This is a genomic window from Kitasatospora sp. NPDC002551, from assembly GCF_040296005.1.
Classification (GTDB): Bacteria; Actinomycetota; Actinomycetes; order Streptomycetales; family Streptomycetaceae; genus Kitasatospora.
Map to the genome: position 1 here is coordinate 87,651 of NZ_JBEOWI010000032.1, position 15,999 is coordinate 103,649.

Consider the following 15,999-nt stretch of genomic DNA (forward strand, 5'->3'; position numbering starts at 1 on the left):
AGCCCCGTGATGGGTGGTCAGCGATCGGTACCGCGGTCGATGAAGTCGAACATCTCCTCGTCGGTGGCCGAACCGAATGCCTCGTGCACGACGGGGGCCTGCGGCTCCGCCGGGTCCTGCGGCCCGTCCCCGGCGAGCTCCCGCAGGCGCTGCGCCGCCTTCGCCCGGTCCTGTCCGTCGAGCAGGGCGAGCATCGCCTCGACCCGGTCGATCTCGCCGAGCACGGACTCCCAGGAGACGGTGTGCTCGCGGCGCAGCAGGGTCCGCAGGTGGCGGCCGAGGGCGGCCGGGTTCGGGTGGCTGAAGACCAGCGTGGCCGGCAGGGCCAGGCCGGTCGCGGCGCGCAGCCGGTTGCGCACCGCGAGCGCGGTGAGCGAGTCGAAGCCGAGGTCCTTGAAGGCCGTCCCGGGGTCGATCTCCTCGGGGTCGGCGTGGCCGAGCACGGCGGCGGCGCCGGTCCGTACCAGGTCGACGAAGGCCTGCTCCTGCTCGTCCTCGGGCAGGTCGAGCAGGCGGGCGGCGACGGCGGGGCCGGTCTCGGCCGGTCCTGCCGACGGGCCGCGCCGGCGGTCCGTCACCAGCCCGGTGAGCAGGGGTGCCACGCCCGGGTCCCCGCGCCGCACGGCGGCGGTGTCGACGGCGAGCGGGGTGAGCGCGGCCTCCGGGCGGCCGAGCGCCTCGTCGAGCAGCGCCAGGGCCTCGCGTTCGCCGAGGGCCACCAGGCCGTCCGGGCGGGTCTCCCCCTCGGCGTCGGCTTCGGCGTCCGGGGCCGCCCACGGCCCCCAGGCGAGCGCGAGGCCGGGCAGCCCCTGGGCGCGCCGGTGCTGGGCCAGGGCGTCGAGGAAGGCCGCTCCGGCGGCCTGACCGGCCCGGTCCGGATCGCCGGCCTGACCGGCCCAGGAGCCGTGCAGGACGAAGGCGGCGAGATCCAGGCCCCGGGTCAGTTCGTGCAGGTGCCAGGCTCCGTCGACGACCGGGCGCAGTCCGGCCCCGACGTCCGAGCCGTCGTCGCCGTCTCCGCCGTCGGTGCGCGGGGCTTCGGCCGCGTGCACCACGGCGCGCAGCGGGTGCTCGGCCGGCACGGCGGCCAGCAGCGCGGCCAGGGCGTCCCGGTCCGCCGCGTCGCAGTCGGCGAGTTCGACGGCGGCGCCGAGCCCGGTCAGCTCCTCGGCCAGCGCGGCCGTCCGCGGTGCCGTGGCGCCGGGGCCGGTGAGCAGCAGCCGGCGCACGCCGTGGACGGCCACCAGGTGGCGGGCGGTGGCGGCGCCGAGGCGGCCGGCGGCGCCGGTCACCAGGACGGTGCCGTCCGCCGGGAGGGCCGGCTGCCGCTCGCCGACGGCGGGCGCACGGCCGAGCACCGGCACGAGGACCTGCCCGGCCCGGACGGCGAACTCGGTCAGGCCCGCGTCCACGGCTGCCGCCAGGGCCTGGGGGGAGGCCTCGTGCCCGTCCAGGTCGGCGAGGACGATCCGCTCCCGGCCGGTCGAGCGCAGCAGCCCCCACAGGGCGGCGGCGGCCGGGTCGGCCACCCGGTCGCCGGGTTCGGCGAGCACCGCGCCCCGGGTGACCAGGACCAGGCGGGTGCCCTCGAAGCGCCGGTCCGTCTCGTGCTCGCGCAGTACCGCGAGCACGGTGCGGATCCGCTCGCGGACGGCCCGCGGCAGCGCCTGCCCGTCCGCCGGGGTGTCCGGCAGCAGGGCGATCCGCGCCGGAACCGGCAGTCCGGCCGCCACCGCGGCGCCCAGGGCCGCCCAGTCGGGGTGGGCGCCGGCCGCGAGTTCGCGGGCGAGCGGGCCGTCGGCGCCGAGCAGGGCCCAGGCGCCGCCGGGCGCCCCGGCGAGCGGCTGCTCCGGCGCCGCCCACTCCAGCCGGGCGAGCGCGGGGCGTTCCCGGCCGGCCGCGCGCAGGTCGGCGGCCGACCAGGAGCGCAGCCGGACGGACTCGATCGCCGCGACGGACCGCCCCTGCTCGTCGGCGAGGTGCACGGCCAGGGTGTCCGGGCCGGTGGCGCGCAGCGTGAGCCGGACGGCCGGCCGCGTCCCGGGCACGGCGGTGACGCCGTGCCAGGCGGACGGCAGGCGCACCCCGCCGTCGGCGTCGGGCTCGCCGGGGGCGAGGCCGAGCAGGGCCGCCTCCAGCAGCGCCGGGTGCAGGTCGTGGCGGGCGGTCTGCGCCTCGCCGCCGGTGTGGGCGGTCTCGGCGAAGAGGTCCTCGCCGCGGCGCCAGGCGGCCCGCATCCCGGCGAAGGCCGGGCCGAGCCGCAGGCCGGTGCGGGCGAGCCGCTCGTAGGCGTCCGCGACGGGCAGCGGGGTCGCGCCGACCGGCGGCCAGGGCTCGGGGCGGGCGGGCGGGCGGTGGCCGCCGGGGGCAACCGTGCCGGTGGCGTGCCGGGTCCAGGGGGCGTCGGCGGGCGCGTCCTCGGGCCGCGAGTGCACGCTCACGCCGCGTACGCCGGTGCCGTCCGGCACCTCCAGGGCGACCTGGACCCGGACCCCGGCCGTCGCGGGCAGCACCAGCGGGGTGTGGACGGTGAGCTCCTCCAGCACCGGGCAGCCGCTCTCGTTGCCGGCCCGCAGCGCGAGGTCGACGAGCAGGCTGCCGGGCACGGCGGCGGAGCCGAGCGCGAGGTGGTCGGCCAGCCAGGGGTGCGCGGCGGTGGAGAGCCGCCCGGTGAAGACCGTCCCGGAGCCGTCGGCGAGGTCGACGCCGGCGCCGAGCACGGGGTGCTCGACGGCGGACTGCCCCCAGCCGGCTCCGGCGGAGCCGGTGGCGGCGGTGGGCTCGATCCAGTGGCGGCGGCGCCGGAAGGGGTAGCCGGGCAGGTCGACCCGCGTCACGCCGTCATGGGCGAGCAGCCCCGGCCAGTCGACGTCCAGACCGCGGGCGTGGGCGTCGGACAGCGCGGTGACCAGCCGGTCGGCGCCGCCGTCGCCCCGGCGCAGGGTGCCGAGCACCGCCGCGGGGACGCCGAGCCCGTCGAGGGTGTCCCCGACCGGCACCAGCAGGCCGGGGTGCGGGCTGCATTCGACGAAGGCGTCGTGGCCGTCCGCGGCGGCGGCGCCGATCGCGCTCTCGAACAGGACGGTGCGGCGCATGTTCTCGAACCAGTAGGCGGCGTCCAGCGGGGTCGTGTCGTCCAGCAGCGCGCCGGTGACGGTGGAGTACATCGGGACGCGGCCCGGCAGCGGGCGCAGGTCCGCGAGCAGGCGGGTGATCTCCTCGCGGGCGGGGTCCATCTGCGCGGAGTGCGAGGCGTAGGCGGCGGGCACCCAGCGGGCGCGGGTGCCGGCCGCCTCGCAGCGGGCCGCGATCGCGGCCAGGGCGTCCGTGTCGCCGGAGAGCACCACGCCCGTCGGGCTGTTCACGGCGCCGAGCGACACCAGGCCGGCGGCGCCGGCCGCGTCGATCTCGGCGCGGGCCAGTGCCGGGGTCAGGGCCACCGCGAGCAGGCCGCCGCGGCAGGCGTCGACCGTCTGCACGGCCCGCACCCGCATCACCGCGACCCGGGCGGCGTCCGCCAGGGAGAGCCGGCCGGCCACGTACGCGGCGGCGGCCTCGCCCTGGGAGTGGCCGATCACGGCGGCCGGGCGCACCCCGCAGGATTCCCACCAGCGGGCGAGGCCGACCATCACGGCGAACAGGACGGGGTGCAGCACCTCGACCCGGGCGAGCGTCCGTTCGGTGTGCTCGTCGGTGCCGCGCAGCACGTCGAGCAGCGACCAGCCGGTGACCAGCGGGTCGACGGCCTCCGCGCACTCGGCCACCGCCTGCGCGAACACCGGGCTGACGTCCAGGAGTTCGGCCGCCATGCCGAGCCACTGGGAGCCCTGGCCGGGGAACACGAAGACCGGTCCGGGACCGGCGACCAGGACGCCCGGGGCCTCCACCGCTCCGTCGGCCAACTCGCCCAGCGAGGCGAGAAGTTCGGCGGTGTCGCGACCGCGGGCCACCGCCCGGTGGTCGAAGGCTGCCCGGCCGGTGGCCAACGACCAGGCGACGTCGGCGGGTTCGGCCTCCGGGTGGCGCAGGTACCAGTCCCGCAGCCGGGCGGCCTGGGCACGCAGCGCCTCGCCGGTGCGGGCGGACAGCGGCCACGGCACCACGCCGGCCACGCCCGGCGCCTGCGGGGCGGGGTGCGCGGCCCGGTCGGGCTCCGGCTCCTCGGCGGGGGCCTGTTCCAGGATGATGTGCGCGTTGGTGCCGCTGACGCCGAAGGAGGAGACGGCGGCGCGGCGCGGGCGGCCGGTCTGCGGCCAGGCCCGGTGCTCGGTGGCCAGCGCGACGTGGCCGGAGGCCCAGTCGACGTGCGGGGTCGGCTCGTCGGCGTGCAGGGTGCGCGGCAGTTCGCCGTGGCGCAGGGCGAGCACCATCTTGAGCACGCCCGCGATGCCGGCGGCGGACTGGGTGTGGCCGATGTTGGACTTGATCGAGCCGAGCCACAGCGGCCGGTCGGCGGTGTGCTCGCGGCCGTACACGGCGAGCAGGGCCTGCGCCTCGATCGGGTCGCCGAGCCGGGTGCCGGTGCCGTGCGCCTCGACCGCGTCGACGTCGGCCGGGGTGAGCCCGGCGTTGCCGAGCGCCTGGCGGATGACCCGCTGCTGGGACGGCCCGTTGGGCGCGGTGAGCCCGTTGGAGGCGCCGTCCTGGTTGGTCGCGGAGCCGCGCACGACGGCGAGGACGCGGTGCCCGCAGCGCCGGGCGTCGGAGAGCCGCTCGACGAGCACGAGGCCGGCGCCCTCGCCCCAGCCGGTGCCGTCGGCCGCCGCCGCGAAGGGCTTGCAGCGGCCGTCCGGCGCCAGTCCGCGCTGACGGCTGAACTCGACGAAGGCGTGCGGCGAGGTGAGCACCGCGACGCCGCCGGCGAGGGCGAGGTCGCACTCGCCGGAGCGCAGCGCGGCGGCCGCGAGGTGCAGGGCGACCAGCGAGGAGGAGCAGGCGGTGTCGACGGTGACGGCCGGGCCTTCGAGGCCGAGCACGTAGGAGACCCGGCCGCTGATGACGCTGGTGGCGGTGCCGGTGAGCAGGTAGCCCTCCTGGCCCTCGGCGACGGCGCCCGAGGCGGTGTGGTAGTCCTGCGCCATCGCGCCGACGAACACGCCGGTGGCGGAGCCGCGCAGCGAGGTGGGGTCGATGCCGGCGTGCTCGAAGGTCTCCCACGCGGTCTCCAGCAGGACGCGCTGCTGGGGGTCCATCGCGGCGGCCTCGCGCGGCGAGATGCCGAAGAACTCGGCGTCGAAGGCGACGGCGTCGTCGATGAAGCCGCCCTCGTGCACGTAGGACTTGCCGGGGCGGTCGGGGTCGGGGTCGAAGAGGGTGTCGAGGTTCCAGCCGCGGTCGCGCGGGAACGGCGTGATGGCGTCGGCGCCCTCGGCGAGCATCCGCCACAGGTCGTGCTCGTCGGAGACGCCGCCCGGGTAGCGGCAGCCCAGGCCGACGATGACCACCGGGTCGTCGGCGGTGTCGGGGGTGCGCGGCGCGGGCAGGGCGGGCGCGGAGTGGTCGGGGGCGCCGAGGAGTTCGGCGCCGATGTGCTCGGCGAGCGCCTCGGGGGTCGGGTGGTCGAAGACCAGGGTGACGGGCAGCCGCAGCCCGGTCGCGGCGGAGAGCCGGTTGCGCAGTTCGACGGCGGTGAGGGAGTCGAAGCCGAGCGCCTTGAACGGGCGTCCGCGCTCGATCGTCTCGGCGCCGGCGTGGCCGAGGACGGCCGCGGTCTCCTGGCGGACCAGGGTGGTGAGGGTCTGCCGGCGCCGGTCCCCGGGCAGCCGGGCGAGGCGCTGCGCGAACGCGGCCGTGTCCGGGTCGGGTCCGGCGGCGGCCCGCCGGGGCCGGGCCCGGACCAGGTCGCGCAGCAGGGCGGGGACGCCGTCGGCCCCGCGCAGCGCGGCGAGGTCCAGGTGGGCGAGCACCGCGGCCGGGTGGTCGGCGGCGCGCGCGGCGTCGTACAGCGCGAGCGCGTGGCCGGTCTCCAGGGCGGCGACGCCGGTGCGGGCGATGCGGTCGAGGTCGGCCCGCTCCAGGTGGCCGGTCATCCCGCTGGCCTGGGCCCACAGCCCCCAGGCCAGCGAGGTGGCGGCCAGGCCCCGGGAGCGCCGGTGCTGGGCGAGCGCGTCCAGGTAGGCGTTGGCGGCCGCGTAGTTGGCCTGTCCGGCGCCGCCGAAGGTGCCCGCCATCGAGGAGAAGAGCACGAACTCGGCGAGGTCCCGGCCGACCGTCAGCTCGTGCAGGTTCCGGGCGGCGTCGGTCTTGGGGCGCAGCACCCGGTCGAGCTGCTCGGGGGTGAGCGCGTGCACGGCGGCGTCGTCGATGGCGCCGGCCGCGTGCACCACGGCGGTGAGCGGGTGCCCGGGGTCGACGCCGGCGAGCAGGGCGGCCAGCGCCTCCCGGTCGGCGGCGTCGCAGGCCTCGATCCGCACCTCGGCGCCGAGGGCGGTGAGCTCGGCGGCGAGTTCGGCCGCGCCCTCGGCCTCCGGGCCCCGGCGGCTGGTGAGCAGCAGGTGCCGGGCGCCGTGTTCGGTGACGAGGTGGCGGGCGAGCAGGGCGCCGAGGGTGCCGGTGCCGCCGGTGATCAGGACGGTGCCGTCGGGGTCGGCGGCGGCGCCGGTGACGGTGGGCGGCAGGGTCAGCACGATCTTGCCGGTGTGCCGGGCCTGGCTCAGGTGGCGGAAGGCGGCGACGGCGTCGCGGACGTCCCAGGTGGTGACGGGCAGCGGGGCGAGCGTGCCGTCGGCGAACAGGGCGCCGAGTTCGGTCAGGATCTGCTGGATGCGGTCGGCGCCCGCGTCCATCAGGTCGAACGCCCGGTAGTCGGTGCCGGGGTGGGCGGCGGTCACCGCGTCGCGGTCGCGGATGTCGGTCTTGCCCATCTCCAGGAACCGGCCGCCGGGGCCGAGCAGGCGCAGCGAGGCGTCGACGTAGTCCTGGGCGAGCGAGTTGAGCACGAGGTCGAAGCCCCGCCCGTCGCGGGCGGTGCGGAACCGCTCCTCGAAGCCGAGGTCGCGGGAGGAGGCGAGGTGCTCGTCGTCCAGCCCGAGGGCGCGCAGCACCGGCCACTTGGCGGGCGAGGCGGTGCCGTGGACCTCCAGGCCCCAGTGGCGGGCGAGTTGCAGCGCCGCCATGCCGACGCCGCCGCTCGCGGCGTGCAGCAGCAGCGACTCGCCCGGCCGGACCCGGCCGAGGTCGACCAGGCCGTAGTAGGCCGTGAGGTAGACCACCGGCACGCTCGCCGCCTGCGGGTACGTCCAGCCGGCCGGGACGGGGGCGAGCAGGCGGCGGTCGGTGACCGCGAGCGGGCCGGTGCCGCCGGAGAACAGACCCATGACGCGGTCGCCGGGAGCGAGGTCGTGGACCTCGGCGCCGACCTCGACCACCACGCCGGCGCCCTCGCCGCCGGGCGGGCGGGTGTCGGTCACCATGCCGAGGGCGACCACGACGTCGCGGAAGTTGAGGCCCGCGGCGCGCAGCGCGACCCGGACCTCGCCGGGGGCGAGCGGGCGGACGCCGTCCTCGTGGGGCAGCAGGGCCAGGCCGTCGATGGTCCCGGTGCCGGTCAGGTCGAGGCGCCAGGCGTCGGTGCCGGCGGGCACCGCCAGGCGCTCCGCCGGGCGGCTCCGGGCGAGCCGGGGCGCGGCCGCGGTGCCGGAGCGCAGGGCGAGCTGGGGCTCGCCGCAGGCCAGGGCCGCGCCGAGGGCGGCGTGCGAGTCGGGGTGCCGGTCGAGGTCGACCAGCACGATCCGGCCGGGGTGCTCGGTCTGCGCGGAGCGCACCAGGCCCCAGACCGCGGCCGCGCCGAGGTCGTCGACCGCCTCCCCGTACGGGCCGGGAACGGCGCCGCGGGTGAGCACCACCAGCGGGGTGGCGGCGAACCGTTCGGCGGCGAGCCAGGACTGCAGGAACGCCAGCACCCGCCGGGTGGCGGTGTGGACGGCGCGCGGGCCGCCGTCGGTGGCGCAGGTGAGCGCGACGGCGTCGGGCAGCGGGGCTCCGGGGTCGGGCGCGGCCGGGTCGGCCAGGGCGCTGACGGTGGCGCCGGCCGCGCGCAAAGCCGCCTCGGCCCCGAGCTCGTCGGGCCCGGCCAGCACCCAGTTGCCGAGCGGGGCGGGCTGCGGCAGCGTCAGCGGCGGCCAGGCGACGGGGTGGAGGTCCAGCTCGGCGCCGGTCGGGACGGGGGCGAGGCCGCCCGCGGCGAGCGGCCGGGAGAGCAGCGTGTCGACGGTGGCGACGGGGGCGCCGGCCGGGTCGGTCAGGGCGAGGGTGACGGCGTCCGGGCCGGTGCGGCCGAGCCGTACGCGCAGGGTGCGGGCACCGACCGCGTACAGGCGCACGCCCGTCCAGGCGAACGGGAGGCCGATGCCCCGGCCCTCACCGTCCGCGCCGTCGAGCGCCCCGGCGGTGTGCAGGGCGGCGTCGAGCAGCGCGGGGTGCAGCGCGAACCGTCCGGCGTCGTGGTCGTCCCCGGGCAGGGCGACCTCGGCCAGCAGGTCGCCGCCGTGCCGCCAGGCGGCGCGCACGGCGCGGAACAGCGGGCCGTACTGGTAGCCGGCGGCGGCCAGCCGCTCGTAGAGGCCGTCGGTGTCCAGCGGTTCGGCGCCGGGCGGCGGCCAGGCCGCGTCGTCGGCGGCGGGCTCCTCACCGGGCCGGGCGGGCGCGAGGACGCCGGCGGCGTGCCGGGTCCACGGGCCCGGCTCGGCGGTGTCGGGGCGCGCGTGCACGGTGAGCGCGCGGCGCCCGTCCTCGTCCGGGGTGTCGAGCTGGACCTGGAGCTGGACGGCCGCGCGCTCGCGCAGGGTCAGCGGCGCCTCCAGGGTGAGCTCCTCGATCACCGTGCAGTCGGCCGACTGCCCGGCCTGGAGGGCGAGTTCGACGATCGCGGTGCCGGGGAGCAGCACCGTGCCGAGCACGGCGTGGTCGGCGAGCCAGGGATGGGTGGGCAGCGAGATCCGGCCGGTGAGCAGGTGCCGGTCGTCCCCGGCCTGGGCGAGAGCGGCGCCGAGCAGCGGGTGGTCGGCGGAGCGCAGCCCGAGCCCCTCGGCGTCGGCGGCGGCCGGGGCGGGCTCCAGCCAGTAGCGCTCGCGCTGGAAGGCGTAGGTGGGCAGTTCGGTGCGCGGCGGCGTGCGGTGCGCGTGCAGCGCCGCCCAGTCGACGGGCACACCGCGCACGGACAGGCCGGCCGCCGCGGTCAGCAGGCGCGCCAGGGTGTCCGCGTCGCGCTGGAGCGAGCCGACGACCAGGGCGTCCGTCCCGGCCTCCTGGGCGGTCTGCTCGACGGCCGGGGCCATCACCGGGTGCGGGCTGGTCTCGACCAGCGTGGTGCAGCCGTCGCGCAGCAGCGCGCGGGTGGCCCGCTCGAAGGCGACGGTCTCGCGCAGGTTGCGGTACCAGTACCCGGCGTCCAGTGCGGCGCCGTCGAGCGGCTCGCCGGTGACGGTCGAGTAGAACGCCACCGCCGGGGTCGGCCGTGGTGCGATGTCGCCGATGCCGGCGAGGAGTTCGTCGCGGACGCGCTCGACGGCGGCGGAGTGCGCGGCGTAGTCGACCGGCAGCCGGCGGGTCCGCAGGCCCTGGGCCTCGCACCGCTCGTGCAGCTCGTCCAGGGCGGCGGCGTCGCCGGAGACGACCACCGCGCCCGGTCCGTTGACGGCCGCGATGCCGATCCGCCCGGGCAGGCCGGCGAGCAGTTCCTCGGCCTGTCCGGCCGCGGCGGCCAGCGACATCATGCCGCCGCCGCCCGCGATGGCCCGCAGGGCCCGGCTGCGCAGCGCGACGATCCGGGCGGCCTCCTCCAGGGTGAGCGCGCCGGCCACCTGGGCGGCGGCGATCTCGCCCTGCGAGTGGCCGACGACGGCGGCCGGTTCGACGCCGAGCGAGCGCCACACCGCGGCGACGGACACCATGACGGCGAACAGCGCGGGCTGGACGACGTCCACGCGTTCCAGCGAGGCCGCGCCGGGGCGCCGGCGCAGCACGTCGAGCAGCGACCAGTCGGTGTGCGGGGCGAGGGCGGCGTCGCAGGCGCGGATGTGCTCGGCGAACACCGGGGACTCGGCCAGCAGCCGGGTGCCCATGCCGGCCCACTGCGAGCCCTGCCCGCCGAAGACGAAGACCGTCCGGCCGGGCTGCCCGGCGGCGCCGGTGACCAGCCCGGGGTGTGCCGCGCCGGTGCTCAGCGCGTCGAGTGCGGCGAGGAGTTCGGCCGGTTCTTCGGCGACGAGCGCGGCGCGGTGGTCGAGCGCGGCGCGGGTGGTGGCGAGCGCGTGGGCGGTGTCGGCGGGCCGGACGGCCGGATGCTCCGCCAGGTGGGCGCGGAGCCGGGCGGCCTGGTCGCGCAGGGCGGCCGGGGTCGCGCCGGACAGCGGCCAGACCAGCGCGGACGGCTCCGGCTCCGGCTCGGGCAGCGGCGCCGCGGCCTCCCCGGCCGGGTCGCCCTGCTCCAGGATCACGTGCGCGTTGGTGCCGCTGACGCCGAAGGAGGACACCCCGGCCCGGCGGGGCCGGCCCTCCCGCGGCCAGGGCGCCGGCTCGGTGAGCAGCGAGACGGCGCCGGACGCCCAGTCGACGTGCGGGGTGGGCGCGTCCACGTGCACGGTGGCGGGCAGTTCGCCGTGCCGCATCGCCATGATCATCTTGATCACGCCGGCCACGCCGGCGGCGGCCTGGGTGTGGCCGAGGTTGGACTTCACCGAGCCGAGCCGCAGTGGCCGTTCGGCCGGCCGGTCCTGACCGTAGGTGGCGAGCAGCGCGTGCGCCTCGATCGGGTCGCCGAGGGCGGTGCCGGTGCCGTGCGCCTCGACCGCGTCGACCTCGGCCGGGGTGAGCCCGGCCTGGGCGAGCGCGTCGCGGATCACCCGTTCCTGGGCGAGTCCGTTGGGGGCGGAGAGGCCGTTGCTCGCGCCGTCCTGGTTGACCGCGCTGCCCCGGACCACCGCGAGGACGGGGTGGCCGTTGCGCCGCGCGTCGGAGAGCCGTTCGACCAGCAGCAGGCCCACTCCCTCCGACCAGGCCGTGCCGTCGGCGCCGGCCGCGAAGGACTTGCAGCGCCCGTCCGGGGCCAGGCCCCGCTGGCGGGAGAACTCGACGAAGGTCGACGGGCTCGACATCACCGTCACCCCGCCGGCCAGGGCGAGGTCGCACTCGCCCCGGCGCAGCGCCTGGCAGGCCAGGTGCAGCGCGACCAGCGAGGAGGAGCAGGCGGTGTCGACCGTCACGGCCGGGCCCTCCAGGCCCAGGGCGTAGGCCACCCGGCCGGAGGCGATGCTGCCGGCGCTGCCGTTGCCGAGGTAGCCGTCGACGCCCTCGGGGACGGCGGCCAGCCGGGACGCGTAGTCGGCGTACATCAGGCCGGCGAAGACGCCGGTGCGGCTGCCGCGCAGCGAGCGCGGGTCGATGGACGCCCGCTCGATCGCCTCCCAGGAGGCCTCCAGCAGCAGGCGCTGCTGCGGGTCCATGGCCAGCGCCTCGCGCGGGCTGATCCCGAAGAACCCGGGGTCGAAGCGGTCGGCGTCGTACAGGAACCCGCCTTCGCGGACGTACGAGGTGCCGGGGTGGTCCGGGTCGGGGTGGAACAGGTTCTCGACGTCCCAGCCGCGGTTGTCGGGGAAGGCCGAGATGGCGTCGGTGCCCTCGTGCACCAGCCGCCAGAGGTCCTCCGGGCTCGCCACCCCGCCGGGGTAGCGGCAGCCGGCGGCGACGATCGCGATCGGCTCCTCACTCACCGGGGACGCGGCGGCCGCGCGCGGGCGGCGCGGCGCGTCGAGCAGTTCGGCGCGCAGGTGCCGGCCGAGGGCGCCCGCGGACGGGTGGTCGAAGAGCACGGTGGCGGGCAGGCGCAGGCCGACCGCGCCGTTCAGCCGGTTGCGCAGTTCGAGCGCGGCGAGCGAGTCGAGGCCCAGTTCGCTGAACGCGCGGTCCGGGTCGATCGCCCCGCCGTCCGGGTGGCCGAGGACGGCGGCGGCGTGGGCGCGCACCAGGTCGACCAGTTGCCGTTCCTGCTCGGCCGCCGGGGCGGCGGCCAGCCGGCGGACCAGCGCGCGGCCGGTGTCCGGGGCCGGGTGCCCGGTCCCGGAGCGGCGGGCGGCCAGGCCGGCCAGGACGGGCGGCAGGTCGTCCCCGTCGAGGCGGGCCGGGTCGAGCCGGACCGGGGCCAGGACGGCCTCCGGGCGGGCCAGCGCCGCGTCGAGCAGGGCGAGGCCGAGCCCGGTGTCCAGCGGCTCGACCCCGGAGCGGGCCATCCGCTGCCGGTCGGTCGCGCCGAGGCCCGCGGTGAGCGCGCTGTCCTGCTCCCACAGGCCCCACTGCAGCGAGACGGCGGGCAGGCCGAGGGAGCGGCGCCGCTGCGCGAGCGCGTCGAGCACCAGGTTGGCGGCGGAGTAGGCGGCCTGGCCCGGGTTGCCGGTGAGGCCGGCGGCCGAGGAGAACAGCACGAACGCCCGCAGGTCCGGACCGGCCGTCAGCTCGTGCAGGTGCAGTGCCGCCTCGGCCTTGGGCCGCAGGACGCGCGCCACCCGCTCGGGGGTCAGTGCCGGGAGCAGGCCGTCGTCGACCACGGCCGCCAGGTGGACCACCGCGGTGAGCGGGTGCTCGGCCGGGACGGCCGCGAGGACCCTCGCCAGCTCGGCGCGGTCGGCGACGTCGCAGGCGGCGAAGGTGGCCCGCGCACCGGCTGCGGCGAGCTCGGCCCGCAGCTCCGGCGCCCCAGGGGCGTCGGCGCCGCGCCGGGACACCAGCAGCAGGTGCCGCACGCCGTGCGCCGCGACGAGGTGGCGGGCCACCAGGGCGCCCAGGGTTCCGGTGCCGCCGGTGACCAGCACGGTGCCGCCGTCGGCGAGCTCCGGCGGGGTGGGGGCAACCGGGAGGGCCGGTGCCCGGCGCAGCCGGGGCACCAGCAGGGCCGTGCCGCGCAGCGCGGCCTCGGGCAGGGCGCCGGCCGCGGCGATCGCGGCGAGTCGGGCGTCGAGCCGGGCGTCGGCGGGGTCGGTGCCGTCCGGCCGCCCGGCACCCGTCTCCAGGTCGAGCAGGGCGAAGCGGTCGGGATGCTCCGAGCGCGCGGACCGGATCAGGCCCCACACCGCGGCGGCGGCCGGGTCCGGTACCTCGGTGCCGTCCGCGGCGAGCGCGCCGCGGGTCGTGACCACCAGGCGCGCGGCGGCGAACCGTTCGTCCGCGAGCCAGGCCTGCGCGACGGCGAGCGCCTCGTGCACGGCCGCCCCGACGGCCTCCGGCCCCGCGGCCGGGTCCGGGCCGGGCCGGGGGGCGAGCAGGACCGCGGCGGGCAGCGGCGCGCCGGCGTCGACCGCCGCGGCCAGCGCGGCGAGGTCCGGGTACCGGGGGGCGGCGAAGCGTGCCGCGAACGCGGCCGGCTCCGGGTCGCTCCCGCCGCCCAGGACCGCCCAGCCCGTCGGCGGCTCGACGGCCGGGGCCTGGACCCACTCCAGGTCGTAGAGGTGCTCGGTGGCGGGCGCCGCGGCCGTCGGCAGCTGGTCCCGGGAGAGCGCGCGCACCGTCAGGGTCTCGACGGAGAGGACGGCCCGGCCGTCCGGGTCCACCGCCGCGATGGCGATCGTGTCGGCGTCCAGCGGCAGCAGGCGCACCCGCAGCGCCCGGACCCCGCCCGCGTGCAGGTGCACGCCGCGCCAGGAGAACGGCAGCCTCACCCGGGCTCCTGGGTCGTCGGCCCCCTCGGCCGCCGCCCCGGTCGCCGCCTCGGCCGCCGTCGCGGTCAGCCCGAGCGGATGCAGGGCGGCGTCGATCAGGGCGGGGTGCAGTCCGAACCGGCCGCCGGCCGCCTCCTCGGGGAGGACGATCTCGGCGAACAGCTCGGAGCCGCGCTGCCAGGCCGCCCGCAGCCCGTGGAAGGCCGGGCCGTAGCGCACCCCGGCGTCGGCCGCGTCGGCGTACAGCTCGTCCACCTCGACCGGCTCAGCGCCGGCCGGCGGCCAGACGGCGAGCGCCCGCTGCTCCGGCGTGCCCTCGGCGTCCGCGGGGTCCTGGCCGGGCGTCAGAGCGCCGGTGGCGTGCAGCGTCCAGGCGTCCTCCGGCCCGGCGGGTCCTTCGGCGCGCTCGGGGCGGGCGTGCACGGTGACCGGCCGCAGGCCGGACGCGTCGGGCGCGCCGACGGTGACCTGCACCTGCACTCCCCCGGCCTTCGGCACGGCCAGCGGTGCCACCAGCGTCAGTTCGTCCACGCGTGCGCAGCCGAGCCGGGTGCCGGCGTGCAGCGCGAGTTCGAGGAAGGCCGCCCCGGGCACCAGCACGGTGTCGAGCACCGCGTGGTCGGCGAGCCACGGGTGGGTGTCGAGCGAGAGGCGCCCGGTGAACAGCACGCCGTCGCCGTCCGCGAGGCCGACCACCGCGCCCAGCAGCGGGTGGTCCACCGCGCCCTGTCCCAGGCCCGCGGCATCGCCCGCGCCGGTACCGGCGTCCAGCCAGAAGCGCTGCCGCTCGAACGCGTACGTCGGCAGCTCGCCGGTGCGGCGGCGGGCGGTGGCCGCGTCGACGCCCGTCACCGCCGTCCAGTCGACCGCTCCGCCGCGGACGAACAGCCGGGCCAGCGCCGTCCGCAGGGTCTCGATCCGGTCCCGCTCCCGGTGCTGGGCGGGGACGGTGGCGGTGTCCGTGCCGGCCGTGCACTCCGCCACCATCGGCGTCAGCGCCGCCTCCGGACCCAGCTCGACGAACACCGAGGCACCCACACCCCGGGCCGAGGCCACCGCGTCCGCGAAACGCACCGGCTCACACACCTGCCGCACCCAGTACTCCGGGTCACACACCTCCGCCGCCGTCGCGATACGACCCGTCACATCCGACGCCAGCGGGATCAACGGCTCCCTCAGCTCAATACCCGCCACCACCTCCCGCAGCCGCCCCAGAACCGGCTCCATCAGCACCGAATGGAACGCGTGCGACACCGCCAGCCGCGACGAGCGCCACCCCCGCTCCCCGCACAACACCCGAACCGCCTCCACCGCCCCGGCCTCACCCGAGACCACCACCGACGCCGGACCGTTCACCGCCGCGATCCCCACCACACCCACACGACCCTCGGCCAGCAACGCCACCACCTGCGCCTCACTCGCCCCCACCGCCAACATCGCCCCACCCAACGGCAGCTCACCCATCAACCGGGCCCGCGCCGCCACCAGAGCAACCGCACCCTCCAACGAGAACACCCCCGCCACATACGCCGCCACGATCCCGCCCAGCGAATGCCCCAGCACCACCTCCGGCACCGCAACCCACGAACGCCACAACCGGTACAACGCCACCTCGAACGCGAACAGCACCGGCTGCACCACAGCCGTACCATCCCCAACCACCTCCCCCGGCTCCCCCAGCAACACCCCCCGCACCGAGAACGGCACCACCCCCTCGAACACCCCACACACCTCGTCCACCGCCGCAGCGAACACCGGGAACGAGTCGTACAACACCCGCCCCACACCCGCACACCGCACACCCTGACCCGTGAAGACCAGCGCGGTCCGTGCCGCGCCGCGCGCCACGGTGCCGGTCACCACGCCGGCGGGCTCGGCCTCGCCGGCCGCCAACGCGGCCAGACCCACCGCCAGTTCCGCGGTGTCCCCGCCGAGGACCACCGCCCGGTGTGCCATGGGGGTGCGCCCCGAGGCCAGCACGGCCGCCACCTCGGCGATCCGGGCCTCCGGGTGCTCGCCGGCCCAGTCGCGCAGCCGGGCCGCCTGGGCCCGCAGTCCGGTCGCGGTGCGCGCGGAGACCACCCACGCGGCGGGCGCGTCCCGCTCCGGGAGGGTGTCCTGGTCGCCCTGTTGCGGGGCCTGTTCGAGGATCACGTGCGCGTTGGTGCCGCTGATCCCGAACGAGGACACCCCGGCCCGGCGCGGCCGGTCCGTCTCCGGCCACTCCACCGCCTCCGCCAGCAGCTCGACCGCGCCCGCCGACCAGTCCACGTGCGGCGACGGCGCGTCCACGTGCAGTGACTTCGGCAGCACGCCGTGCCGCATCGCCATCACCATCTTGATCACACCCGCC

Annotated in this window: 1 protein-coding gene; it reads right to left on the reverse strand. The window is 78.3% G+C overall.

The annotated features are described in order from the left end of the window. Positions 1-17 precede the first annotated feature (17 nt). Positions 18-15,999, reverse strand: a 15,982-nt coding sequence (locus ABT093_RS25270) for an SDR family NAD(P)-dependent oxidoreductase (protein WP_502884314.1), incomplete at its 5' end; no start/stop codon positions are given.